This is a genomic window from Leptolyngbya boryana PCC 6306 (genome assembly GCF_000353285.1).
GTDB classification, from domain to species: Bacteria; Cyanobacteriota; Cyanobacteriia; order Leptolyngbyales; family Leptolyngbyaceae; genus Leptolyngbya; species Leptolyngbya boryana.
Window position 1 is genome coordinate 5,460,161 of sequence record NZ_KB731324.1, and the last position, 26,066, is coordinate 5,486,226.

General features: G+C 46.1%; 21 protein-coding genes and 2 pseudogenes. 9 read left to right on the forward strand and 14 right to left on the reverse strand.

What is annotated here, in order from left to right; genetic code table 11:
- Positions 1-15 precede the first annotated feature (15 nt).
- Both istA and LEPBO_RS0127215 read right to left on the reverse strand, forming a co-directional pair.
- Positions 16-1,461 carry an IS21 family transposase gene (gene istA / locus LEPBO_RS0127210; protein ID WP_225903971.1) on the reverse strand — a complete coding sequence of 482 codons (1,446 nt, stop codon included), beginning with the start codon at positions 1,459-1,461 and terminating at the stop codon, positions 16-18.
- 251 nt (positions 1,462-1,712) lie between these two features.
- Complete coding sequence (locus tag LEPBO_RS0127215; RefSeq protein ID WP_017290755.1) at positions 1,713-2,135, reverse strand: hypothetical protein; 423 nt, start codon at positions 2,133-2,135, stop codon at positions 1,713-1,715.
- A 232-nt stretch (positions 2,136-2,367) separates the two neighbouring features.
- Between LEPBO_RS0127215 and LEPBO_RS0127220 the strand changes: the two genes are divergently transcribed.
- Positions 2,368-3,510 (forward strand): IS4 family transposase, encoded by a 1,143-nt coding sequence (locus LEPBO_RS0127220; protein ID WP_017285525.1) that lies wholly within the window; start codon positions 2,368-2,370, stop codon positions 3,508-3,510.
- A gap of 321 nt (positions 3,511-3,831) precedes the next feature.
- Here LEPBO_RS0127220 and LEPBO_RS0127225 read toward each other — a convergent pair whose 3' ends face one another.
- A complete protein-coding gene (locus tag LEPBO_RS0127225; RefSeq protein WP_144056282.1) occupies positions 3,832-4,266 on the reverse strand; it encodes a hypothetical protein in 435 nt (144 codons plus the stop codon).
- 107 nt (positions 4,267-4,373) lie between these two features.
- Entirely contained in the window at positions 4,374-4,829 is a 456-nt protein-coding gene (locus LEPBO_RS0127230; RefSeq protein ID WP_017290757.1) for a hypothetical protein, read from the reverse strand.
- A gap of 622 nt (positions 4,830-5,451) precedes the next feature.
- On the opposite strand from LEPBO_RS0127230, the gene LEPBO_RS0127235 reads away from it, so the two are divergent.
- Positions 5,452-6,708 carry a chloride channel protein gene (locus LEPBO_RS0127235; protein WP_225885670.1) on the forward strand — a complete coding sequence of 419 codons (1,257 nt, stop codon included), beginning with the start codon at positions 5,452-5,454 and terminating at the stop codon, positions 6,706-6,708.
- Here LEPBO_RS0127235 and LEPBO_RS0127240 read toward each other — a convergent pair.
- The 3 genes and pseudogenes from LEPBO_RS0127240 to LEPBO_RS44895 form a co-directional block, all read right to left on the reverse strand.
- Positions 6,705-8,318, reverse strand: a complete 1,614-nt coding sequence (locus LEPBO_RS0127240) for a DHA2 family efflux MFS transporter permease subunit (protein ID WP_017290759.1) — start codon at positions 8,316-8,318, stop codon at positions 6,705-6,707. The two genes, LEPBO_RS0127235 and LEPBO_RS0127240, sit on opposite strands and share 4 nt — an antisense overlap.
- 64 nt (positions 8,319-8,382) lie before the next feature.
- Positions 8,383-8,877 (reverse strand): efflux RND transporter permease subunit, encoded by a 495-nt coding sequence (locus LEPBO_RS45425; protein WP_239741361.1) that lies wholly within the window; start codon positions 8,875-8,877, stop codon positions 8,383-8,385.
- Between the two features lie 16 nt (positions 8,878-8,893).
- Positions 8,894-9,910 (reverse strand): annotated as a pseudogene (locus LEPBO_RS44895) (efflux RND transporter permease subunit); the annotation flags it as partial.
- Between the two features lie 347 nt (positions 9,911-10,257).
- On the opposite strand from LEPBO_RS44895, the gene LEPBO_RS0127255 reads away from it, so the two are divergent.
- Positions 10,258-11,436: an HhoA/HhoB/HtrA family serine endopeptidase gene (locus LEPBO_RS0127255; RefSeq protein WP_017290761.1), complete on the forward strand. Its 1,179-nt coding sequence runs from the start codon at positions 10,258-10,260 to the stop codon at positions 11,434-11,436.
- A gap of 180 nt (positions 11,437-11,616) precedes the next feature.
- Here the strand turns inward: LEPBO_RS0127255 and LEPBO_RS0127260 are convergent, their stop codons facing one another.
- From LEPBO_RS0127260 to LEPBO_RS0127270, 3 genes are all read right to left on the reverse strand, one after another.
- Positions 11,617-13,893, reverse strand: a complete 2,277-nt coding sequence (locus tag LEPBO_RS0127260) for an FdhF/YdeP family oxidoreductase (protein WP_017290762.1) — start codon at positions 13,891-13,893, stop codon at positions 11,617-11,619.
- Between the two features lie 97 nt (positions 13,894-13,990).
- Positions 13,991-16,315 carry an FUSC family protein gene (locus tag LEPBO_RS0127265; protein WP_017290763.1) on the reverse strand — a complete coding sequence of 775 codons (2,325 nt, stop codon included), beginning with the start codon at positions 16,313-16,315 and terminating at the stop codon, positions 13,991-13,993.
- Positions 16,316-16,563: 248 nt separating this feature from the next.
- A complete protein-coding gene (locus tag LEPBO_RS0127270) occupies positions 16,564-17,121 on the reverse strand; it encodes an HPP family protein (protein ID WP_017290764.1) in 558 nt (185 codons plus the stop codon).
- 316 nt (positions 17,122-17,437) lie between these two features.
- On the opposite strand from LEPBO_RS0127270, the gene LEPBO_RS0127280 reads away from it, so the two are divergent.
- The 3 genes and pseudogenes from LEPBO_RS0127280 to LEPBO_RS44080 form a co-directional block, all read left to right on the forward strand.
- On the forward strand, positions 17,438-18,034 hold the full coding sequence (locus LEPBO_RS0127280; RefSeq protein WP_017290765.1) for a DUF2231 domain-containing protein: 597 nt from the start codon (positions 17,438-17,440) through the stop codon (positions 18,032-18,034).
- Between the two features lie 49 nt (positions 18,035-18,083).
- The gene (locus tag LEPBO_RS0127285; RefSeq protein ID WP_017290766.1) at positions 18,084-18,530 is read left to right on the forward strand and encodes a cbb3-type cytochrome c oxidase subunit I; all 447 of its coding nucleotides are present in this window, start codon (positions 18,084-18,086) and stop codon (positions 18,528-18,530) included.
- 57 nt (positions 18,531-18,587) lie between these two features.
- Positions 18,588-18,704: pseudogene (locus LEPBO_RS44080) on the forward strand (cytochrome c oxidase subunit 3); the annotation flags it as partial.
- Positions 18,705-18,819: 115 nt separating this feature from the next.
- Here LEPBO_RS44080 and LEPBO_RS0127290 read toward each other — a convergent pair.
- From LEPBO_RS0127290 to LEPBO_RS0127310, 4 genes are all read right to left on the reverse strand, one after another.
- Positions 18,820-19,107, reverse strand: coding sequence for a Mo-dependent nitrogenase C-terminal domain-containing protein (locus tag LEPBO_RS0127290; protein ID WP_017290767.1), 288 nt, complete (start codon positions 19,105-19,107; stop codon positions 18,820-18,822).
- Between the two features lie 292 nt (positions 19,108-19,399).
- Positions 19,400-19,570 carry a photosystem II assembly protein Psb34 gene (psb34, locus tag LEPBO_RS38455; RefSeq protein WP_017290768.1) on the reverse strand — a complete coding sequence of 57 codons (171 nt, stop codon included), beginning with the start codon at positions 19,568-19,570 and terminating at the stop codon, positions 19,400-19,402.
- Between the two features lie 228 nt (positions 19,571-19,798).
- Positions 19,799-20,440 carry a zinc ribbon domain-containing protein gene (locus tag LEPBO_RS45430; protein WP_394374096.1) on the reverse strand — a complete coding sequence of 214 codons (642 nt, stop codon included), beginning with the start codon at positions 20,438-20,440 and terminating at the stop codon, positions 19,799-19,801.
- A 150-nt stretch (positions 20,441-20,590) separates the two neighbouring features.
- Complete coding sequence (locus LEPBO_RS0127310; RefSeq protein ID WP_017290771.1) at positions 20,591-21,415, reverse strand: SDR family NAD(P)-dependent oxidoreductase; 825 nt, start codon at positions 21,413-21,415, stop codon at positions 20,591-20,593.
- Between the two features lie 1,188 nt (positions 21,416-22,603).
- Here LEPBO_RS0127310 and LEPBO_RS0127320 point away from each other — a divergent pair.
- From LEPBO_RS0127320 to metX, 3 genes are all read left to right on the forward strand, one after another.
- Positions 22,604-23,575, forward strand: a complete 972-nt coding sequence (locus LEPBO_RS0127320; RefSeq protein ID WP_017290773.1) for a sulfurtransferase — start codon at positions 22,604-22,606, stop codon at positions 23,573-23,575.
- 106 nt (positions 23,576-23,681) lie between these two features.
- Positions 23,682-24,986 (forward strand): O-acetylhomoserine aminocarboxypropyltransferase/cysteine synthase family protein, encoded by a 1,305-nt coding sequence (locus LEPBO_RS0127325; protein WP_017290774.1) that lies wholly within the window; start codon positions 23,682-23,684, stop codon positions 24,984-24,986.
- Positions 24,983-26,059: a homoserine O-acetyltransferase MetX gene (gene metX, locus LEPBO_RS0127330; protein WP_017290775.1), complete on the forward strand. Its 1,077-nt coding sequence runs from the start codon at positions 24,983-24,985 to the stop codon at positions 26,057-26,059. The genes LEPBO_RS0127325 and metX overlap by 4 nt, the downstream gene beginning before the upstream one ends.
- The last annotated feature ends 7 nt before the right edge of the window (positions 26,060-26,066 follow it).

Sequence of the window (26,066 nt, forward strand, 5' to 3'; positions counted from 1 at the left end):
AGCGGAAATCAGCCATCAAGCCTGATGGAGAAGCGATAAGAGATCGCAAACTGAAGCGCTTTCCTGAACTATCGCAATCAAGTACTCAGCGCCGAAGCATCGTTGTTCTGTAGCTAATGCAATCGCCGCTAATAAATCGACTCGCCCAATACACTGGTAGAGATCGTAAATCTGCTCAATGTCCTTCTCCCAACCTTGGGGGCGACGATGCACTAGCTCTGTGAAGTACGGTTCTACACTGGGGTCAAGGTCTAGTAGTAATTGACGTTGAGCATACGGCTTCCCGCGACGGAATCGAAATAGCTCTTGAGCATGGTCAAATTGTACACTGCTTTTGCCATTGTCTGGCATCCTCGGATGCTCGCACAGCTTGCGTTCTCCCAAGTAGATCACTATCGACGATTGTTGAAGATGCAACGTTACCGTCTGTCCAATCGTCTCGGCTGGAACAGAGTATTCAATCCCACGATAATGCACCCGTGCGGTCGGTCGAACGACCACACTCACTTTGAATGCATAAGTGTCAGCCGAATGCCCGCAGGGTTTGAGGGATTCTCTCACTAACCGAGCTTGTGGGATTTCTCCAGTTGCATCACAGACTCGCTCAGTGTTGACGTGCTCAACCCAGCTCCGTAACTGAGCTTCGAGGTCGGCGCGATCTACAAAGTTGCGCCCGCAAAAGAAGTTACTTTTGACAAACCCCACTAAGTTCTCCACGGACCCTTTTTGCTGCGGTCGGTAGGGATAGCAAGCCAGGGGAATAAAGCCACAGTCCATCGCAAGTTGCCCAAATCGTTGCGTCCAGTTGACCCGGATTGTGCCATCATCGAGTACCTCGCGCGACTGTACGACCGTACTCATGTTGTCAAACACGCTCATCAGTGGCACTCCACCGAAATGAGCATAGGCTCGTAGTAAGCTTCGGACGACGGTTTCTTGCTGCTCGTTATCAACCACTTGCACATCCACAAATCGCGAGTACTTCAATCGGGAAACAAAGAAGCGCACCACCGCTTGAGTCCCATCGCTATAGGTCACTCGTCGTTGTCCAAAGTCATGCTGGGAAAACTCCCCAGGTAGCCCCTCAAAGCGGACGATGGGAATCGGGGTCTCAGTCGGTCGTAACCGTCGCACCATTTCGTACACCGCACTCTTGCCACCCTTGTAGCCTTTCTGCCGCAGTCGGGCTAAGACTTCGGTGCCCTTCATTTCCCCATCTTCAGGCTTACGTGATTCTGCTAACCATTGGGCGATCTCTGCTTCAAATTCATCGACCCCGCTCGGTCTTCCCACCTTTCGGCTTTTCCGGAATTCCTCTTCGTCTACATCTTCAACTTCTGGCTCGTGTTGAATCCGATGAATTGTTCGCTCACTGGCTCCGGTGAGTTTGCTCACTTCTGCCACTGGCAGCTTTGCTTGCCGTAATTTCTGAACCATATAGCGCTCCAGGGGGCTGTACATCTGAGTTTTTCAAGGAGATCACATTCCCCTTCTTCTGGGTTTTTGCGATCGTCCCTGAGGAGAAACTCATCTGCCATAATTTCCGGAATTCCCTCTGCCATAATTTCCGGAATCCACAGTGTGGGTTTCACATGCAAGCCGATAACCTTTTAGCCCTGTAGATCTAAAACATTCCCAACTTCTGTATGATGAGCGTGTCTCGAATGAGACACAGATTAAGTCTCATATAGCGTCTTAAATGAGAAAAAGTATTATTGGTGAGAAGAGTAAGGTTGGATATAGCGGCGATTTGCTCTGACGTAGCATTTGTAATTTTGTCCAGATGCGCTTCTAACTCGCATCCAGGGATTGCCGTTTTTGTCTTTTGCATTGAGGAGAACTTCGTCTGCGCCGCCACGACCGACATCGGCTTGCAGTAATTCTGAGCGTTTGAACTGTCGGATAATCCGAGACTTTGCATCTGCATTGCTGCGACAGTTTAAGTATGAGACTGTCACTTGCCAGAGTGAGCCGCGCATCAGAGGAGATTGGACTGTGCCTTTGACTGGGGCTTCATTGCTGAAATAGTTACCTTGCCGATCGGGGTTGGAGTTGTACGGCTCGGAAAGGGTTGGAGTTGCAATCGTGATGGTAATGATTGTGAGAGTCAAAATAATGGAGTGTGGTTGTTTCATTGGCTTCCGCGATCGAATTTACAGTTTCAAATAAGACTTAATTTAGGACTCATTATAAGTCTCATATAAGACTAAAGAGGCGATTTACTGAAGAGATCGACGGGTATAATCAGGTCAAATTTGGCTTAAGGGGTGACGACACGACTGAACGGTAGAAAGGATGCCGGATAGCAGCATTGAGAGACAGAAAAAATGAGGTGATTCCACTTGTTTCACCCCATCAATCTAAAAGATGTTGCCCTCATTCTATCAAACCTGTTTACAATCGCAATTAACGGAAGCGCAATTTGTGACGCTAGAAATCTTGGTCGAACTGTTGCAAAAAGAGCGAAGAATTACGATTGAACGGATAGCGACCCTGTTTCCGCAACCGATTCTATTTGAGAGCAGACGGCGGAATATTCAGCGATTCTTGAGTCTGCCGCAACTGACTCCACAAGCGATCTGGTTTCCGATTGTCAAGCAGTGGATCAAACGACATTACTCAGGTAGAACTCCGCTTCACCTGGTGGTTGACCGGACGCAATGGCAAAACCATAACTTGATCATGGTGAGTCTTGTATACCAGAAGCGGGCAATCCCATTGCACTGGATGTGGCTGAACAAGCAAGGACAGAGTTCGCTGGCTGAACAACGAAAAGTGTTATGTCCGGTATTTCATCTGTTGAAAAAGTATCGCTTCATTTTGCTCGGAGACCGTGAGTTTCACAGTATCGAGCTTGCTGCTTGGTGTGTGGAAAAACAAGTCAAATTCGTGTTCCGTTTACCGAAAAGTACGACCATCAAACCGAATGACAGCGATGCGTTTACTCGCCTCGACGATTTGCCACAAACGCCCGGAATCACTGAGCAATATCTGCACATTCAAGTCACGCAAAATCGCGGGTTCGGCAAGCATAATTTAGTCTTGCGCCAAAAACGCGCCTACCGTCAATCGAATTCTGATGCTTGGTATCTGCTGACCAATCTCGTCGGTGCCGAACAAACTCTGAAAGCTTACTCTAATCGCTTCTCCATTGAGCCGCTGTTCAAAGACTACAAATCCGGTGGCTATCATCTCGAAGATTGCCATGCCGATTCACGCCGATTCAATGCACTACTGGTTCTGATTGCCATTGCTTATTCGCTCTCAACGCTTCAGGGACGACGCATTCGCCAAAAGCAAGTGCAATGCTACGTCGGTCGAGTCAAGGAGCCGAAGCGAACCCGAAACCGACATAGCAATTTCTGGATTGGCTTGTATGGCAGGTTGTGGATTGAACCCTTGCAATTGTGGTCAACTCTGGCGACCAAGTTGATGGCACTCAAGCCGCAAAAACGTCCCTTTTTTCAGCGAGGTCTCAATGCCATTTCCTTGATCCAGTCTGCTCTCTAGCTTCGTTGTCACCCCTTGAGCAAATTTGGATAAGCGAGCCGCGATCGAGTCGAAAAATAGAGGTGAAAATTTAGTCCATTTTCAGTCCAGTTAATTTTATAGTCCAAGATTATCGAACTGGAACTCCTGAAAAGTCTGGATTTGAGAAAGTAATTAAAATTTGAACTTCTGCGATAACCGCAGAAGTTCAAAGGGTTCTCAATCTCGATCGATGGTTTAGCTTTTTGATTTCCTGACAGCTTCACAACCGATCCAACATTGAAATCAGTCTTGTCTCAGATAGGCTAAGAAAATCAAGCTTCCCTATCTTTCCACATTAATCTATTTCCCTTTCATCGCTTTATATCCAGCAATCTCTTCAGCAGTCGGCATAAACAGATCTTTTTTGCTCATAAAAAGCTGCTTCTTCTGCTCTGGAGTCATCGACGCAAAAATTTCCTTTTTCGGAAGCGTCTTAAAAACACCTGCAAGTTTAGCCTTCTGATCTGGCGTGAGCATTAATGATTGCATCGCCTTAGGCAGATTCGGCGTTCCTTCTACGATCGCACTCTCAAGCTGCTGTTGCTGCTCTGGAGTCAAAATGCTCTGAAGCTGCGGCAAAATTTGTGTTTTCAGTTGCTCAATCACATCAACTGGAGCCGCTTCAGCCACAGATAAAATCGGAGGAGCAACCGACAAAGGTGTTGCCTGCACCCTTCCTGCAAAACCGAGTAAAACAACTAAACTTGCAAAAACGGACACAAACAATCTTTTCATATCAATCTCCTGCAATGATCCAATACAAACCGCGTGAAATCTGTCTCTGCGATCGAGGAATTTGACGCTCGATCGCACTACCAACCGTTAGATGTCGGCATCCAACGCTAAGAATCAGATTCAGTCACATCAGTAGACTTTTCAGCACCCTTTGCCTTCTCTGCCTTCGCAGCTTCCTTCGCCTTTTTCGCCTCTGCCTTCGCAGCTTCCTTCGCTTTTTTCGCTTCTGCCTTCGCAGCTTCCTTCACTTTCTTCTCTTCAGCCTTCGCTGCAGCTTTTGCCTCCTTCGCCGCCTTCTTCGCAGCTTTCTTCTCCGCTTTTGCTGCCTCTTCAGCCGCCTCTTCAGCCGCCTCTTCAGCGGCTTCAGAATCTACTTCTACACTAGGAGCAGCTTGCACTTCAGACATATCGTCTGCTTTTTGAGCATAATAGCCCTTCGTCTGTTCAAGATCAGTCGTTGCACTTGCCGCTTGAGCTGCACTCATCACTCCAAACGAAAGACTAAAAAATAATAAAAATGTAACTGCTACTGCACTCAACCGACGCGCAATGTGTTTGAGCATAAAACTCCAAATCTCCAATTTCTAACAAACATCAGCCCGAACAAATCAGAACGCTAACGAATCCGGTCGCACAAAAGGTTTACGGAACCAGATTCATCTTTACAAAATTTGCTTCATGCTACGTGAAGCGAATAACGTCCATTTATCACTGTATACCGGATACATTTAAAGACTGCAGCAGAGGCTACGATCGAAGGAAAAATTAGAATTACTTAAACAAGTAGAAATTTTCTATATGACACCTAGAGGAGCAAGCCTTTTGGTGTAGACATAAGGCCAACGAATTGCGCAATTGTGATTTGTTGTGGTTATCGGATGGATGACAAACATTAATCTGCTTTGAGCAGTTCCCCTTTTCAAAAGCCGGAAGTTCGCAACTTAATTCACAATCTTGAACTGTCCTTTCTAGAGCATAGTCGGCATAGAAATCCCGTTTCACTTTAATTCATAGAATCGTAAGGTGAGAATTCCTCCTTAAGGTAGATCTGATTTTTACCCGATTTTTATCGTGTTATGAGACGATCTAAGCCTTGAAGATTACGAACATTCGATGGTATTTCCATTTCGACCTAAACAATCTAAAGGCTCTCGCCAAAATCAAAATCAGAGAGGGAGCTGGCTCGTGAGCCTAGCCGAGCGAAATCCTTTCACGCTATCCCGCTGGATCATTTGTTGGGCGCTCATCGGCGTGGGCAGCGGTTTATTCGCCGGGCTGTACTGGAATCTACTAGAACTTCTGACCCATACTTTACGATCGTTCAGCGGTACTTCACTGCTCATCGTCATGCCCTTTGCGGGTTTCATAATCGGGCTAATCATCCACCTTCTAGGTCATCCGGGTGAAATTGGCTTGATTGTGGATAACATCCATTCTCGCGGTGGGCGAATTGACGTTCGTGAAAATCCTTCCATGATCCTGACCTCGTTAGTGAGCATTTCGGCAGGAGGGAGTTTAGGTCCCGAAGCTCCGATGGTTCAGGTCACAGGTTCTTTTGGAACTTGGGTTGCCGATCGCTTAAAGTTAACGGGAGAAAACCTGCGATCGCTGAGCCTAGCAGCAATGGCAGCAGGCTTTACAGCATTGTTTGGTGCGCCATTGGGGGGTGCGTTCTTTGCATTGGAGATTCTGCATCACCAGCATGTCGTGGAATATTACGAGGCGATTTTACCTGCGATCGTTTCTAGCTGTGCTAGCTACATTGTCTTTGCCTTAATTACGCATTTGGGGCTGAATCCAACTTGGCAATTTCCCCAATACACAATTAATAATGTGGATGATTTTGCTCTTTCTATTGCTTATGGAATTGTTGGAGCGATCGCGGCTTGGATATTTATTAGTATTTTTAGAGGTTGTGCTTGGCTGTTTGCAAAAATTCCGCAACCGATTTATATTCGGACGACCATCGCGGGATTAGTGTTAGGAATTATCGCCATGCTCGTTCCTCTGACACGCTACTTTGGTCATGAAGAATTAAATTCAGTCGTTGAACAAAATCTCGGTGCTTTCACTTTGCTAGGGATCGCGATCGCGAAAATGATTGCGATCGCGGTAACAGTAAATGGCGAATGGCGCGGGGGATTTATTATTCCGCTGTTTTTTACAGGAGCTTGTCTTGGTAAAGCGATCGCGCTACTGATTCCGGGTGTTAATCCTGTACTTCCGATGATTGCAATTATGGCGGCCATGAATGCGGCAGTAACTCGGACTCCGATTAGCACAACACTGCTCTTAACGAAGTTGACAGGCTTTACGCCCTTTGCCCCCATTCTCTTTGCAAGTTTAGTCGGGTTTTTCCTCTCTCCCAAGTTGCCTTTCATTCGCTCTCAGAGTCGAACTCAAAATCAATCGCCATTGTCCACTCTAGAAACAGGCGATTAGTGATCGATCGGTGCCTTTGCCCCGGCACCGCCTTTCCCTAGCAGTAAAAGCAACGGCAACGAACATAGAAAAACCACGCCCACAAACCGAAAAATATCGGCATAGGATAAAATTGCCGCTTGCAGATTGACCAATTGATCCAAAGAGGTAAGAGCTTGTTGTTGGGCGGTTGCTGCATCTGAGCCACGGTTTTGAAATGCACCTGCTAGAGCATTCAGGCGTTGAGTGGTTTCTGGATTGTAAGGAGATAGATTTGTCAACAACATCGCTTTGTGAAATGCTTCTCGTTGAGCCAATAGCGTCGTTAAGATAGCAATGCCAATGCTACCGCCAAGCTGACGAGTCAGGTTATAAAATCCCGATCCAGCCGAAATATCTTGCTTTGGTAGTGATCCGAGAGTTGCTAAACTCAGCGGTAAAAACATCAAAACTGTGGTCGCTCCCCGCCACAGCAAGGGATAAAATAAATCCTCTGTTCCAGTTTGCGGTGTGATATTGGAAAGTTGAAACATTACGAGAGCCGTTCCCACTGCACCGATCGCGATCAGAATTCGCGCATCAACTTTGGTCGAAATCTTACCAAGTAGAATCATCACGATCGCAGATGCCAACGCACCGGGAGCTAACAACCATCCCGTTTGTGTGGCCGTAAAGCGTAATACTCCCTGAGCAAATAATGGAACTGCAAACAAGGCTCCATAAAGTCCCATCCCCAAAATTCCAGAGTAGACACTGCCTGCTGCAAGCGATCGATGTCGTAAGACACGCAAATCCACGGCTGGATCTTTAGTACTGAGTTCGCGCCAGATAAACAATACCAATCCGACCACCGTCGTGATTGCCAACGTTGTGATGAATTGGGAATTAAACCAATCGTCCTGTTCTCCTTCCTCCAAAAAAGTCTGCAAACTTCCGACCGCAACGATTAACAAAATAATCCCAAGCCAATCGACCTTTTGATGATTTTTTTTCCCCTGAACGCGATCGGGCGGCAGAAAAAAGATTGCCATCAGAACTGCTGCAATCCCAACTGGCAAATTGATAAAGAAAATCCAGCGCCAACCCAAACTATCGGTAAGATACCCGCCCAAGGTTGGTCCGATCGCGGGACCAGCAATCACACCAACCCCAAAAACCGCTTGTGCTAGACCCTGTTCTGCGGGCGGAAAGGTTTCAAATAAGATCGCTTGAGCTTTCGCCAACAATCCGCCCCCAAATAGCCCTTGCAGAATCCGAGAAATGACGAGCATCGGCAAATTGAAGGCGAACCCACACATCACCGAGGCGAGAGTAAAGCCTACCATCGAGAACACAAAGTAAGTCTTCTTCCCAAACACATCACCGAGCCAAGCCGAGAGTGGAATCAGAACAACGTTCGCGATCGCATATCCAGTGACGACCCATCCCACTTCACTCACCGTTGCCCCTAGTGTTGCTTGAATATCCGTTAAGGCAACATTCACAATACTCGTATCAATGACTTCTAGAATTGCACCCAGCGATGCCGTGAATGCAATCGCCCATTTCAAGGGTCCTTGTACATAACTAGACTGAGCCTTGGTTGAGTTTGAGTTGTTTTGCATTTTTGAGCGATCGCGAGTAGTAGCCATTGAAGTTTGAATTGAAAACTTGAATCAATTGAAAAAATCCTGAGACAAAAGAAATCAGCAACGATTAGACAAGATCAGTTTGAGAAGCAGGTGAATGTTTCTTGCGCGATCGCAGCTTCGTTTGCCACGCTTCCATATAGGTGTAAAACACAGGCGTCAGATACAACGTGAGCAACTGCGAAAACACCAATCCACCGACAACAGCAAGCCCAAGCGGGCGACGAGCATCTGCACCCGCACCAAAGCCGAGTGCGATCGGTAACGTCCCCATCAATGCTGCCGTTGTTGTCATCATGATCGGGCGAAATCGAACCAGGCATGCTTGATAAATAGCTTGATAAGGACTTTTCCCATCTCTGCGAGCCTCGATCGCAAAGTCCACCATCATAATGCCGTTCTTTTTTACAATCCCGATGAGCAAGATAATGCCCACGAACGCATAAATATTGAGATCCACTTTGAACAATAGCAACGTTAACAATGCACCAAATCCAGCCGAAGGCAGGCTCGATAAAATTGTCAACGGATGGATGAAATCTTCGTACAGAATTCCTAACACAATATAGTGGAACTGCCAAACTTGGAATAATCGTCGCAGAAAGATTTCGCAGAAACAAAAAGATCACAAGCACAACCAGCGCGATCGTCAACATCAGCGTAAATTGCACATCCTCAATCGATTCCTTAATCGGCTGCGATCGATCAAACAAAACTTCCATCGAGATTGCAGCTGGAAGCTGTTTCTGAAAGTTCGGCAGATTTTTTTTAATTTGTGCAACAGTTTCTACGGTGTTCGTACCAGGTTGTTTCTGAATTGCTAATACGATCGCCCGTCTACCCGGAAACTCCCCTGCTTTTGCCTGCTCCGTTTCTCCAGAACCCAAACTGCGCGAGAAATACCAGCTTGCAACTTTATCATTCTCGACGCTATCAACCACCTGCCCCAAGTCACTCAAATGTACCGAAGAACCATTGCGGTAAGAGATCGTTAAATTGCGATAGGCATCTGCATTAGTGAGTTGTCCATTCGATTCGATCGTCAGGTTTTGCTGATTGCCATAGAGATTCCCGGTGGGAAGATTAGAATTGCCTTTGCTAATCGCATCTGCAACTTCATCAATCCCGATTCCTCTAGCACTTAAAGAGTTTGGATCAAGCAATGCTCGAACTGCATACTTCTGCGATCCAAACACGTTAACCTGAGCCACACCACTCACCATCGAAAGTCGCTGAGCTCACTGCGTTTCGGCGTATTTATTGATCGTAGAAAGTGGCAAGATTTCAGAACTCAACGAAAGATAGAGAACTGGCTGATCGGCAGGATTCACTTTCCGATAAGACGGTGGCGTTGTCATCGTCGAAGGCAACTGTTGGATAGCTTTCGCGATCGCGGCTTGTACATCTTGTGCAGCCCCATCAATATTGCGATTGAGATCAAATTGCAGCGTGATCTGAGAACTGCCCAAGGAACTACTCGAAGTCATCGAAGTAATGCCAGCAAAGCAAGAACAACAAACTCCAGAGCTTCCAGCGTTGCTGTCGATTTGCAGGATGGAACAAATTGACAGCGCTGTGAGATCGAGGAGAAGCATAAATAGGCATCATGCAAACCCAGTTTTTTTTGTATGTTAATAGTTAGCTTATCTAACTATTAATTTGACATATTTTTTCTGAGTGTCATACTTCTCAAGGAATAAAAAAATAATGAAACCAAAGATGATCGATCGAGCAATTGGTCTCTTCTCAAGCCGCCGCAGCGTTAATGGAAACCATGCCTGCGATTATGCAATTTGTCCGTAGTGAAATGCGGAATCAAATCAATTGAACTCAATTGAACGAACTCTAGTCGTTAGAGAGATGACTTGCCCAATTTAGTTTCTAGGATGAAGTTGTGAATTTGTTTTTCTTCAAGATTTAGTATTCATTACAGTGAAGTGTTATGGCTAGTATTATTAAACCCCCTCTAGTTTCATTGACCTTAATTCTTGCCAGTCTGAGTACAGGATGTGTTCGGAATCTTAGTGCTCCACAAGAACAAACGGTCACGCCCCAAGCTCAAAGTTCCAATACTCCAGTTCCTACCCCATCCAATCCTCCCGTTGCCAATTCAGGAGGGAATCCAAACTATGTGGCTCAAGTCGTAGAACAAGTTGGCCCTGCAGTGGTTCGCGTTAACTCAACTCGAACATTACAGCAGCCCACCAACGATCCGTACTTAAGACGGTTTTTTGGTGAGCAATCTCCCACTCAGCAGCGAGTGCAGCGAGGTACGGGTTCAGGATTTATTATTAGTCAGGATGGGCGAATTCTCACCAATGCACACGTTGTTGACAATGCAGATACGGTGAGTATTGTACTGAAGGACGGGCGACGATTTGATGCCAAAGTCTTAGGCAGCGATCGCGTGACAGATGTTGCAGTTCTAAAGATTGAAACAACAGGACTACCTACTGCTCGACTCGGCAATTCTGATAATTTGCAGCCTGGACAAGCCGCGATCGCGATCGGCAATCCATTAGGACTCGATAACACAGTGACAGAAGGAATTGTTAGTGCAACAGGTCGTTCTAGTTCGGATGTCGGGGTTCCGGCTGAACGGGTGAGATTTATTCAAACCGATGCAGCCATTAATCCAGGAAATTCGGGTGGCCCATTACTCAATGCCAATGGAGAAGTTATTGGCATCAATACTGCCATTATCCAAGGAGCACAGGGAATCGGTTTTGCCATTCCCATTAACACTGCCCAACAAGTTGCGGAGCAATTGATCACGAAAGGACAAGTTACTCACCCGTATTTAGGGGTGTTGATGACGGATCTCACGCCAGAACTGCGCGATCAAATTAACCGCAGTAATGTTGGCTTTCAAGTCAATCAGACGACTGGCGTACTCATTGTGAGAGTAGCAGAGAATTCTCCTGCGGCACGAGCAGGGCTACGTCCAGGAGATGTGCTTATAAGTATTAATGGCAATGCGGTTCAAAACACTGAACAAGTTCAGAAAACGATCGAAGGGGCACAGTTAAATAATCCACTTCCGATGACTGTCCAACGCAACGATCGTAGCGTTGCAGTTAATGTACGACCTACCCAACTTCCGCCACCCGATGCATCTTAATTCAAGAAGAGAGCTAAGAGAACAAAATCCCGAATCACATCGGATTGAGGTTAACCCTTAATCCGATGTGATGAGGTTGACTGTACTCTCTTCGGTAATGAGCGCTTAACCAAACACCATGAATCACTAAATTTGTTACTAAAAACGATGTTTGACACAACCAGAAACCGAGCGTCAGTTCTAGCTGGCATATACGATCGCAGGCACTCGTTTATAAGCGGGTGTCCCCGATCGCGTTTCGACCTTTGCACTAAAGATTCGATTCACTTCTGGATAAAACATCACTGCCGCTCCCGGACGCACAGCTCCATAAATCAATTCCACCTGTTCTAATTTGCCTGCATTGCCTTGTACAGTCACGCGCTGATGTTGCTTCAATCCTGCTTTCTCAGCATCAGTTGGGTGCATCAAAATACAATTACGATGCGGCATTCCGCGATACTTGTCGCCATCTTTGTACACGACCGTATTGTGCTGAGAATAGCTGCGCCCCGTCATGATCGCCACCACAACACTGGGGATCGAGTCATCAACACTGAACGAAGCGCGATCGGGCAATTCCAACCGAGGCAACGGGGTACTAAACATCTTTGCTTTTCCCGAAGGCGTGGGAAACTTCGGTTCTGTGATAATCCGACCCTCGATCGTAAACTCCTCGCGAGTGTCATCGATCGTTGCCATCTTCGAGAATCCAGGAACCATTTCTGCAATCAATTGCCGCACATACTTTGGATCGCGTAGGTTTCGCCACTCTACCGGATAAGAACCGTGAACTCGATGTGCGAGTTCGGTCAGAAAATCAATTTCAAGAATGACATCTGCGTCTTTCAAATGGGTTTTGCCAGGATCATTCAACCGCACAAAATTGTTGCCAGATTCAACCGTGGTTCGATAAGGGGTTTCAAACCGATTGAACACCGGAATGATAATCGTGTTGTGCTGAGCCAGCCCGTTGAAGTGCCCAATATTCGGCTTAGTTGCCAGATAAATCACCGTTTCGATTTGCGCGATCGCTCTCTTAGCTTGAGTCGAATCCGGATTCGCACCATAGAGATTGCCACCTAAGCAAATCAACGTATCCACCTTACCTTGATCGGCAGCTTCAATCAGAGCGCGAGTGTCATAGCCTTTCACGCTACTCAATGGCTTTCCGAGTAGTTTCTCTAGCGACTCTTGCAGCCCTTCTTTTAGCTTCTGAGTCGTCACCCCCATTGAGCCAAATCCTTGAACATTGGAATGTCCGCGAACAGGCATCACACCTGTTCCTTCTCGCCCAATATTGCCTGAAATTAGAGCCGTATTCGCAATGCTCAAAATGTTATCTACACCATTTTCATGTTGTGTGAGTCCCATTGCCCAAGCAAACACAACTGATTTCGAAGTTCCAATAATCGTTGCAGCAGCTTCTAGTTCTTCCTGAGTCACTCCACAAGTAGAAGTAATCGTTTCCCAGGATGTTGCACTTGCTTGCTCTAAGACCGCTTCTGCATTCTCGGTGTGAGCATCGAGAAAGGCGCGATCGACAGATCCCTGCTCAATCAGCGCCTTTTGAATCCCAAGAAAGACAGCGACATCACTGCCAGGAATCGGCTGTAAATACAACGAAGAAATCTCTGAACCTGGAATCAATGATTTCACTGGAAACGCAGGTGAGCCAAACTTGACCAATCCAATTTCCATCATTGGATTGATCACAATCACTCTGCCGCCTCGATCATCTCGGAGCTTGATCAACTCATTCATCAAGCGCGGATGATTGTAAGCAGAGTTTGCACCTGCTAGAACCACACAATCTGCTTTCTTGAGACTCTCCAATGACACGATTGAGGTCTTAGTTCCAAACATCTGCTGAAGTGCAAAAGTTGAAGGCGCATGGCAAAGATCCGAACAATCCGCGAGATTGTTCGATCCGAATGCCCGCATCATCAATTGCAACAGAAACGCCGCTTCATTCGACGATCGACCCGAACTATAAGAAGCCACTCGTTCTGGCGCTTTCCGAAATCCAGCTTCGGCAATGCTATAAATCTCCTCCCAACTAATCCGCTCGTAGTGGGAACTGCCTGCGCGAAGAATGACAGGATAGCTCAATCGCCCTAAACGATCAGCTTGCATCGAACTCAACTGCTGCAACTCAGTAATCGAATGCTGTTCAAAGAAATGAGGCTTAATCCCTGGCTTGATTTCTGCTGAGATTGCTTCAACACTCTTCATACAGCGCTGAAGCTTTTCTCCTTCCTCATCAGTAAAGCCTCCTTTCTGCCCGCCCGTTCCCCAAGAGCAGGAGAGGCAAGCGCTGTGGTGGAACAAGGTTTGCCAGATTTTCGCGCCTTCGGGCGAAAGCGTCTTTTCTGCCCAGAACTGAATAACAGGCAATCCACCGCCAATGTCCAATGCCTCTTCATTCTTTTCATTAAACGGGGGCACAGGTTGGATGTCTTGCGGATTGGCACTCATGGTTTAAGGGTGTTTAGCTACTTCCGCAAAGTATCCCGAATACGATCGCAGCAGAATGTGTCCACAGAGAGATCTGAGCTTCTATCGATCGAGGGATTTAGCTCAGGTTTAATTTCTGTTCTACGACGGGTTGTGATAACTGTGCGATCGCGTGATGAATATTTTTAATTTCATAAGCAATTTGATCTAGCCCCACAGAAACAGGGGCGCGTTCCCGGACGGCATGAAATATCTGAGTCGAAGTCCTTGAACCAGGCGTAACAGAAGTGTGAGCCGTTTGCAGTTGATTGAGGTGATGGTGAATTCCGTCGAGCACACGATCGAGATCAGGCAAAGACTGGAGAGTTTGCCGCTGTTGTAAAGAATCAGCCCCGTTCTCTAAAACCTGAACGACCATATCCGCAAATTGTGTGAACTCTGGACATTGATACTTCCCGCTTAATTCCTGACGATGGTCTGCAAGCGCTGTCACGGAATTGAACAAGCGGCGAATATAGAAAATCAAAGTTGTGATCGATTCAACATCACCTTGAACATTCCGAGGCTCACTAAATAACCGTTGTGCTGAAGCTGTAAGGTTCGTATTTTCTAACGCAGCTTGACGGCGTGGAAGCGCAATAGATTGAGCAGATCCAACTTTATCGGGATGAAGATAAGCTGCAATCACCTGCTGAAAGTAAATCAGATTAGCGCGGATCGTCGTTTCTAGCTGAGCAGGAAGCTGTTGCCGCTCCCATTGAGGAAACAATAGAAAGCTACCCAACAATGCGAGAACCCCACCTGCTAGACTATCCGCAATTCGTAAAACCCCGATTTCCCATCCCCCTTGACTTGTCGCATTCAAAAGCAAAATGATAGCAGGAGTCAGAAGCGTAATAAATAGAATAATACTGAGGGGCTGAACTGCCATTGCGCCCATAATGAGTAAGAGAAGACAGACACTAATCACCCAAGAGTTGTGAATTAAAGCAACGATCGCGATCCCAATCACACCCCCAATCACCGTTCCAATCACCCGTTGCAGGATCATCTGAGAGGTACCACCATAGTTCGGCTTGAGAGCAATCACAGCCGTAAGCGTCACCCAATAACCTTGAGGAATCTGAAGTTGAGCGGCAAGAACTTCCGCAATCGTAGCAACGATCGCTAACCGCAAAGCATGACGAAAAAAAATCGAATGAACCGTGAGATGGTCACGCAGAGGAGTGAAAACTTCAGCGAAATTAGCTGGCTTTGGAAAAGAGAGCCTAGAACGAGTTCTAGCTGACCTCACTCTTCTATGAACCGTTTCTTGTTCCAAGGCAGTCATCAACTCGACATCGGTATAAAGTTGGCCTGATAGTCGCGTCAGTATCGTGGAAATCTTATCCAAACTTGTTAATGCAGTCTGATGATCCGGCGGAGTCGAACCGAGGTTGGAATGGAATTGCGTGTGTAAGATTTGCTGTTGATGTCTGAGCGCTTCAATGGCGCGATCGAGATCACCTAAATGTATCGAGGATCGACCTTTCGCGATCGCAGTAGACATTTGTTGCAATACAACTGCTAACTGTTCGAGACTTTGCTGAATAGCGGGCTGTAAGGATTGAAATAAAGAATGATCAGAAACAACCACAACCTGTTCAACCAAAGTAACCGTGTAATTTGCAATCGTTGGAGTATCTTCGATCAAAATCAGCAATTGGTTGCCTGCAAGATTTCTCGCACCTTCTGTCCAAGCAGCTGACCAGCGATCGCGTGCTGCCGTGAGTGCTTGCGTAAAACTATCTTGAGCTTGAAGAAAACGAGTGAATTGAGCGCGGCGATCGTCAGGATAGGCAACTCGTCCCTTTGCAGCATCGATCAGTTGATTTAGAGCTTGATAACAGCTAGAAACAGATTGGATAACAGGTTTATAGGGATTGAGTTGCCAGATCCCTAAAGCAACAATAATTGACCATATTCCTCCCCCAAAACATAGAAGACACTGCTGAAGCACCGTAGACAAGTTGGGAAAGGTAGCAAATTTTGCCAGTGCTACGATAAACATAATCGAAGCAGTTAAGCTGATGGCAGAGGCTGTCGCGCCCCACAACCCGGCAAACCCAAGCAAAAACATCACGAGAAACGTCGTCAGTACTGATAGCCAGAGAATGCCATGCACCAGATTTGCCAGCAGCAGCATTGCAGTAATACTAATGATTGCGACAAATTTTGCGGTTGCCTGCTGTCGATACACCCCTTCTACATTCACGATCGCCACCATCCAAGCGCCCATAATTGCGATCGTGCTTTGTGCTGGTTGTCCGATCACGATTCCTACTATTAATGGACCTAGAACTGAGAGCAGCACTTGGAAGCTAACCGCGATCGCGGGCTGACCAGGCTTAAGCTGAAACTGCTGAAGAAACCCATTACTTAAGGCGAGAAGTGTAGAAAACATAATTCTGGCAGGAGCCGGGATTGTAGATGAAAATCCATCAGCCAGATGAATTTTATATAGAGTAAGAGCAACACTCAAACCGACTTAAGGCAGATTAATTTGTCCTCCAATACCAAGAATAGAATTAGACGATGTGCGACTTCGCCTTACCAAGCAAAAGCCACCCATCGTCTGCATTCTAAAAAAATATACTTGAGCAAAAACCGTATTTTGTCCGGTACTGAAGTTTTACTTCACTAAAGACAATTCTAAAACCAATGTTTTGGATAGGTTCTTTCTTCAGCTAAGTTATTAAAAACAACAGCACATAAAACTAAAATCAGTGACCCTTCCAAAGCAGGCGTTAACAAAAATTGCCAGTCCGGTTTCGTCATCATGACAACCAAAGCAACAGCTCCTGAGGGAGGGTGTACAGTACCAGTCATTTGCATAATCCCGATCGCAGTCGAAACAGCCATTCCCATTGCCACGGGAGAAGTCCCGAAAACATGCAAAATGATCAGACTGATGATCGCAGCTAACAGATTTCCACCAATGACATTACGCGGTTGAGCCAAAGGACTGTCCGGAACACCAAAGATCAAAACGCTGGTCGCACCAAAAGGAGCCATCAACAACGGGGAATTCGTTTTGACGGCAAGGTAAGAAGTAACCGAGATCGCAACAAAACTACCGAACCAACTCCAAAACACATGTCGATGATGGGGTCGATCAACTGGACAGGTTAGAGGGCAGGATTGCCATCTGCCAAGGGTTTTAAACCAATAACTTTCCCATTTCAACCGAGCTTTCTTATAGTGGAGCATGAACTACCCAATCACCTTTATTTCCTGAAATGAATGCTTCGTTAAAGTTAAAATATCATGACATTTCTCAAGAAAGCTACAGAAAAGTATCTAAAGGTACAGTTTTTTTGTTATCTCATTACAAGAATTTACAGCAAAAATCAGAAAATACTATTCCAGTTTTTCTCTGTTCAATCAATTGAAACCTCATTAGATACAGTGAAATTGCCCTGAAAACTTTCCTGCGGTAGAGAGCAAATTAAGCCATCCGATAGACGCGATCGCTATAGAGCCAATCCGGTCTGATCACAGCTATCTGCCGAAGGTAAGGTCGATCGTGACAGAACAATTCCAACCCGAATTAAATCTTGGAGCGAATAATTTACCCTATTCAGTTCCGATTCACCTGCAGTTTGTCCACATGACACTCGGCTTGTTTATTATTGCCATTATTTTTGATATTGCTGGAACACTATTTCCCTTAGAAAAACCGATCTTCAAATTTTTTGGTTTGACTGCTCTGCGATCGAGTTTATTCACCGTCGGTTGGTACAACTTATTCGCGGCTACAGTAATCACGTTTTTCACTGTTGCAGCAGGCTTTTTTGAGCTTTTCCTCGCAACGCCACCACCAGGAACCAGTGCTTGGGGCTTGAGTGCAGGCACAACGATGTTAATTCATGGAGTCGCGGGTGTCTTCATCTTGACGGCGATCGTTGGTATGACCCTATGGCGAGGACTCCAACGCTACCGTTGGCGCAGATCTGCCCGACGAGAAGTGCAATGGAGTTACTTGCTAGTCGGAATTGCCATGCTCGGAATCCTCTTCATTCACGGCACTTTAGGGGCACAGCTCGGTGATGAGTTTGACATTCACAACACTGCTGCAAACTTAGTCCGACAGGGACAAAATCCGAATCTAGTTTTGAAATAATCTGCAAGCTTATGTTTTCTAACGTATCGATCGCTAAAACACGATTACGATGGCAATCTTTGCAGCCATCTACTTCTGGTTTCCTAAAATTACTGGACATATGTATGCAGAGGGTTGGGGAAAGCTACATTTTTGGTTGACTTTCTTAGGTGCAAACTTAACCTTCTTGCCAATGCATCCTTTAGGTTTACAAGGAATGGTACGCCGAGTCGCAGCATATCCCCCCGAATATCAAAATTGGAATGTAATTGCCAGTTTAGGCGCATTCTTGCTCGGACTTTCGACGTTACTCTTCATTGCCAATGTGGTTGCATCTTTATTTTTAGGATCACGAGCCAGTGACAACCCTTGGGAAGCAACGGGACTAGAGTGGATGACTTCTTCTCCTCCGCCTAGAGAAAACTTTGAAGAGATTCCTCAGGTCATGTTTCCGCCCTATGACTACGGCAATCCTAGAGCCTATGGCGAGAACGATCCTCCTCAAGAGCCATCGTAATTTATTAGTTGAGCGGTGTTATGACTAGAACGATTCGTCCGCTTAGTTCGATCGTTTCGATCGGATAACTACAATCAAGGTCACTTTGGAGTGAGTGCAACGACATTGTTCTGGCATTTTGTCGATGGCATTTGGGTGATTCTGTTTTCGCTACTCTATTTGTGGAAAGCTTAGGGAGCGATGTAGATTCAAAAGCTTAGACAAGAAATCGAGAGTGAATAAGCGACCGTTCTAGATCTCAAGCTCTAAAGTATATCTGTGGGCAATCATCCTGTTGTTCTATCCAGCTTTAGCAGTAGATAGCAATATCTTCGCCGCACACGTCAGCTAAGTAACACAAAGCTTTGAACCGTAGTCCTACTAATTGTTCATAAAACGGATTGAGTTTGCACATTGGCGGAATGTGGAGCAGGACTCGACCAAAGAAACGGATATCACGTTCAAAAGGACATTGAGAAGGAATGAGGCGACAGAAGAAATGAGCCGCTTCTGGGCTACGGATTTCCACTGCGTCGAGTTTTGCAGCAATGGGTTGAAGGAGAGAAGTGATGAATCTGTGAGAGGTAAAGTTCAACATGGTCTGATCTCCTAGATGCCAGTAGTGTAGAGCGCTGTGGCTTTGTCTGATACTAATTAATACGGTTGAATTCAATCATTTATGCAACGAGTGTGATCTCGTGATGAATCAATCAACATGCTCAAGCAAAGGTATTCCGAGATGGGTCGTGACAGTCTGTAGATTGACTGATGCAGAACACTCACCCAATCACGAAAACCCCAACCAAAAGCCAGGGTTCGTTCTAATTCATCAAAGTGCTTCACGTCAATTTAGCGATCTAGAGACTGAGGAGAGACAGCCTCAGAAGCTTCTAGCTTGCAGCCAGCGCCATCAAGAATGTAAAAGTGATCAGTAAAACAGCGATCGCGCCTTGTGTGACGTAAGTTTGCTGCTGCTCAGAGGAAGGAAATTCAGCAAAGTACATCACAGGCTCCGAAGGGTAGTTATTCAGGATTCCGTCTTCATTCCGAGTCGTATACATTGCAATTGCCTCTAAAAAGGTAATTTGTTTCGTTCTGTAAACTAATGTAACAGTATTGTTACAAACAGTCAACAAAATTCAATTTTTCTGATATAGGGATTTACTCTTCCTCTGATAAGGCGTGCTGACCTATCCTTGGAGGGCGATTCCCGAATATGCAATATGTCCCTTGCGCTCGCACGCTCTCCAATGTGAAGGTGAGCGGCTCGACACAATTGAGTCAAGTGATTAGTCCTCGTGCCATACCTCGTCTTTAGCGCCAAGAACTGAGAATCTGAGTAACGCAGCTAAAGGCTTGAGGAGTACGGACAGAATAGAGTGTTGAAGCAATTTAGATTTTTGAATACGCTTCGCTACTCTTGGCGAGAATCGGTAATAAAGCTGAACCGCTTTCCTGCCGATAGAAGAATGCAACAGAATTTCGTCTCTGAACTTATAGAAGGTGTCCAAAGTTCCTGTATCGGCGTTACACGCAGTAGCGATGAAACATACGCCACTATTTCTTCTGTTCAAATCATAGATATTGTTATCCAAAGGTTGGGAACGGTTGATTCGTTGACCACATTGGGAACAAAACTCTCCTGACATCGCTATGTTTGAGAAATTCGCAGAACTTCCAATGGGCGAGTCTATATTGATCTTCGGCGGTTTTATATTGATTTTCGATGGGTCTATGTTGATGTTCGGCGGGCTGAAATAATCGCGATCTAGAGGAATTTTCACGCGATCGGCTGTGTAATTGGGAGCCGTTTGTTTTAGCGAAGCTCCACAGTTAGGACAATAGTTGCAGGTTGATGAGACTGTTTGCTGACATCGAGGGCAATTACTAAAGGTTGGGATTTGAAATCTGTCGGATGTATAGAACGACATGATGCACTCCTTTTCCCTATGTGTTGTCTCGATAATAAAAAACGAATTTGAGGAACTTGTGAGACAGTGCTGGTTCAACAGTCTTCACCATAGACCAGCATGCCGGAAGGGCACTCTAACCCAAAGTAATTGCCTCGATCTCAATGCAGATTAACGCGAACCGAGCCGAGCCGCTCGAAGTCGAGCATCAATCGCAGAATGACCTTGAGCTGTCGGAGAGGCAAGCTGTGTAATTTTTTCAGTTACCCACGGCATCAAGCGATTGCCCAAAACTGCAAGATAGCTTTGCCATCCCACCAAAATCTCGGTCGATCCTCTCTCTAGCCCTGAAACCAAAGTCTGCGCCACTTTTCGCGGCGTAGTAGGCATAATCCAGCGAAACCAGTGGAAGTTCTGCACCATCTCCGTATCAGTCAGCGATGGCAGTAAGGCGACCACCCGAATGTTATGTGCTGCCAGTTCTCCCCGCAGTGCTTGAGTAAATCCCAAAATTGCAAACTTCGTTGCAGAATAAGTTGCCATTGTGGGAGCCGCAATTTTCCCCATCAGGCTCGATACATTCACGATCGTTCCTTGTTGATGCACTGCCATTCTGCGAGCAATCAGGCGGGTAATGTTGTACATCCCCATTAGATTCAGTGACATCTCCTCTTGCATTTGAGACGACTGGGAGAGGAGAAACGGAGTTTGATAAGCAACGCCTGCACAGTTGATCAGAATGTGAATCGGAGCATAATCGCGCCATACTTGAGCGATCGCAATATTGACCGCCACACAGTCAATCAGATTGAGCGCAACTGGAACCGCTTCTACTCCGAATGCTCTGATTTCATTCGCAACTTCTACAAGTCGATCGTGCGATCGTGCGACTAAGATCAATCGTCGCGCGCCTTGTCGAGCAAATTCCAATGCAATTTCTCGCCCAATGCCACGAGAAGCCCCGGTAATTAGGGCAGTCTTTCCCTGAATATTCATCGTAAAATCTCCACGGTTAGGGTTCTATCAGGCTCTTTGTCTTTAACTAAACGGATACGGGACAAGAGCTGAAATAAATCTTTGAGTTGTGCTTTGAGAGAGGTACCTGATGTTCGATCAAGCGATATTTTGTTGTGCTTTGATGCCGCAGACTCATTTGATATTTACGAAAAATGGTCAGCAGTGAGATTGAAACAAAGCATAAGATACGTCACTCCGAACGATAGGAATCAGTCAACGCAAATTGACATGCACACCCTAGCAAGGGAATCAAGACACCGCAACTTTTATTAATAGAAACCTACGATCGTAACATTTCGAGATGAAGTACTCAGAAATAACGTGGATTCGGCAGCCGATTCATCATCGATCTAACTCGATGATCATTGTGATCCCCTTGAATCGTCGGGATGCCATCCTCATATGCTGAAAATGAGAAAACTTGAACTGCGGAAGCTGATCTGAGTGGAGCGAAATCTGCCAACCGCAATCTGAGTCATTTCGATTGACTCGTCATCCAATGATGCAGAAATGAGCAAATCGAATAAGCCTTAGAGGATGTTTTAAAAGCTATCCCACCCCAGAATTCTATTCTAGGCTAGTAAGGCGAAGCCTACTAAACCTTACTATGCAAGAGTTTGAGCAATTCAGTCCTCTTTAAAGGAGTTCGCACAGTTAGCCCGGAATTCTATTCCAGGGCGGGTGAATGCATCTCAACGAGCACCTTTAAATACACAAGGCAACACTAGACCTGATTTCGGAATAAAATCGGCGTAGGAATTTCATCAAAATCGCTCCTAAAAATAAAATCAGGATGAAAAAGAGCTTTGTGCCTGTTGCTAGTACGCTCACAGTGCGTCTTATAGGGTGCTCTCAAACGTTCTAGTTTCGTCGTTGCGAGTGCAGAATCCCAAACGCAATACCGTCTCGATCTCGCTCTGAGCCGCGTTATGCATTGTTGTGCAGTTCAGAGTTGTGCAGTGAAATCAAGCCTACCCTGACCCTAAATTGCTTTCACTCTATCGCATACAGAGGAATACACGATTTGTAAACTACGGTATCTCAATCGCTTAATCGTTATTTTTCAGAGCCATGGCCTTGTTTTTCTCTCAGAATTATGGCAATTTTATAAATGAAAAGTCCTTTATCTCGATCAGTTTGCCGTAGTATAAACGGCGGAGATTTTCCATGCGCCACACTTTCTTTTGGACAAGGCTGAGAAAGCCGAAATTTTTTGCACTCGCTGCAGCGATCGCGATCGCGTTTGCTGTCATTCCTGGGATGGCATCCTTTGCCGCAAGTCCGAAATCTACAATTCAGTTCGTATCACCGAGTTGGGTCAGTGCGAATGTGAACGATCCCAATTTACGCATTTTGGATGTGCGGACTAGCCCTCTGGATTATGTTGAAGGGCATCTTCCAAAGGCAGTCAACATCGCAGATAGCAATTTTCGCGGTCCGAATGGATTTCTGCCTGTGCAGTACTGGGATACCAGCAAGTTAGCTAATTTGTTTACGCAAGCAGGAGTGACCAATAAGAGTAAAGTTCTCGTTTATTCCGATGGGCGAGATGTCTTAGGTGCAACCATGGTTGCTTACTTGCTAGAGCGATCGGGCGTGCGAGATATTGCAGTGTTAGATGGAGGATACGCAGGCTATAAAGCCGCAAATCAGCCTGTTACCAAAGAGTTTCCTCGTTATCGCCCTAGTCAATTTGCATTGCGCGATAATCCATCGATTCGAGTAGATTTGAATGGTGTCAAGCAACTCATCAATAAGCCAGGTGTCGTCTTCATTGATCCCCGCCCCCCAGAATTGTTCCGAGGCGAGAAGAATATTTGGGTACGAAACGGGCATATTCCAGGTGCTCGGAACATTCCTTGGCCGACTTTCACAGAATCGAACAATGCACAAGACGCTTTGAAGAATCCCCACAAGCTGAAGTCATTAGATGAAATTCGCAAATTGCTTGCCGATCGCAATATCAAGCCGTCGGATAACATCATTGTCTCATGCAGTACTGGGCGAGAAGCAACTCTACAGTACGTTGTGCTGAAGCATTTGCTCGGCTATCCAAATGTGCGAATTTATGAAGGGTCTTGGACAGAGTACAGCACAACTGATTTACCCGTTGCCACAGGTCCAGAGCAAGCAGTTTAGCTTCAAGGTTTGATTGATCGCAACTGATATAGGCTTAGTAGTTCTATCAGAGTTAATTTTGATCAGGGCTACTAAGCCTAATCGACTCATTAGGAGAGAAAGTTTTATGTCTGATCAGTATCAGTTTGAAACACTACAGATTCATGCTGGACAAACGCCTGCTCCTGGAACGAATGCACGTGCAGTTCCAATCTATCAAACGACCTCTTATGTGTTTGACAACGCTGATCATGGAGCGAAGTTATTCGCGCTGCAAGAGTTTGGCAATATTTACACGCGGATCATGAATCCGACAACAGATGTGTTTGAAAAGCGAATTGCAGCACTAGAAGGAGGAGCCGCAGCACTCGCAACATCCAGTGGACAAGCTGCTCAGTTTTTAGCAATTAGTACGATCGCAGAAGCAGGCGATAACATTGTTTCAACGAGCTATCTGTACGGTGGAACTTACAATCAGTTCAAAGTTGCTTTGCCTCGGTTGGGTATTCAAGTCAAGTTTGTCGATGGCGATAATGTTGAGGATTTTCGACAAGCGATCGACGATCGTACCAAAGCACTCTATATCGAAACAATCGGAAACCCCCAGTACAATGTGCCTGATTTTGCAGCTTTGGCACACGTCGCTCATGAACATGGCATTCCATTAATCGTCGATAATACCTTCGGCTGTGCAGGATATTTGGCACGTCCAATCGAGCATGGCGCGGATATTGTTGTGCAGTCAGCAACCAAGTGGATTGGCGGACATGGCACTTCGATCGGGGGTGTGATCGTCGATTCTGGTCAGTTTGACTGGGGAAATGGGAAGTTTCCAGTGTTTACTGAGCCTTCGCCGGGGTATCACGGCTTGAATTTCTATGAAGGGTTTGGTCCTGAGAGTCCATTCGGCAATATTGCTTTTATTATTCGCGCACGGGTTGAGGGACTGCGAGATTTTGGGCCGAGCTTGAGTCCGTTTAATGCGTTTCTTCTTTTGCAAGGCTTAGAGACCCTATCCTTACGCGTCGATCGACATAGTAGTAATGCGTTGGAACTAGCTCAATGGTTGCAACAGCACCCGAAAGTTGAATGGGTGAACTATCTCGGTCTGCCGGAGCACCCGTATCATGAACGTGCAAAAAAATATCTTCGGCATGGTTTTAGTGGAATGCTCAGTTTTGGGATTCAAGGAGGTCAAGAAGCAGGACGGAAATTTATCAATAGCGTCAAACTTGCAAGCCATCTGGCGAACGTTGGAGATGCAAAAACGCTTGTCATTCATCCCAACTCAACCACACACCAACAGCTCAGCGATGCAGAACAGCGATCGGCAGGTGTCACTCCGGAGCTAATCCGAGTTTCAACAGGGCTTGAGCACATTGATGATATCAAAGCTGACTTTGAACAAGCGTTCCAGAACATTCCAGCATGAACTATTGCTCTATCATTTCGCCTCAAACGCAGTTCTATCAACTGTCTGACCCGTTCTTTCTAGAATCAGGACAAGTGTTGCATGGGGTGCAAGTTGCTTATCAAACCTGGGGAAAATTGAATGAATCGGGCAATAATGCAGTGCTTGTATGTCATGCCTTCACAGGCTGGGCAGATGTCGAGGCTTGGTGGCAACCCCTTTTTGGAAGTGGGAAAGCGCTAGATTTAGAAACGAATTTCGTCGTCTGTAGCAATATTTTAGGCAGTTGCTACGGAACAACCGGTGCCACGTCAATTAATCCGAGTACTGGAAAGCCTTACGGAGATAGTTTTCCAGCGATTACGATCCGAGATATGGTTCATCTGCAGGCTCGATTAGTCGAGGCACTGAAGATCCAATCGCTAAAATTAGTCATCGGCGGATCGCTCGGCGGAATGCAGGTTCTAGAGTGGGCATTGCTGTATCCAGAGAAAGTAGAATCAATCGCTGCGATCGCAGTTTCCGGTCGTCACTCGGCTTGGTGTATTGGACTCAGTGAAGCTCAGCGCCAAGCCATTTATGCTGATCCGAATTGGAACAATGGCAACTATGCTCCGGATCACCCCCCGGCTCACGGACTGGCTGTGGCACGAATGATGGCAATGAACACTTATCGATCGTGGGCAAGCTTTGATCAGCGCTTTGGGCGAAATGCTGAAACCGAAGAATTTACGATCGCTCGCTATTTGCAACGTCAGGGGCAAAAATTAGCCGATCGCTTTGACGCAAATACCTACATCACATTAAGTAAAGCAATGGATTCTCATGATCTAGCTCGCCCGGATCAAAGCTATCAAGCAACGTTACAAACAATTCAGCAACCTACCCTGATTGTCGGAATTCCGACAGATATTCTCTATCCACCTATCGAACAACAAGAACTCGCTGATTTCATTCCTAACTCATCCCTAAAATGGTTAGACTCTCCTCACGGTCATGATGCATTTCTGATAGACATGACTGTGCTGAATGATTTGATTGTGCAGTTTCGTCAGAGTTTAACCAGTCAGACTCTTTGTTCTCATCGAATGTAGGAGCCAG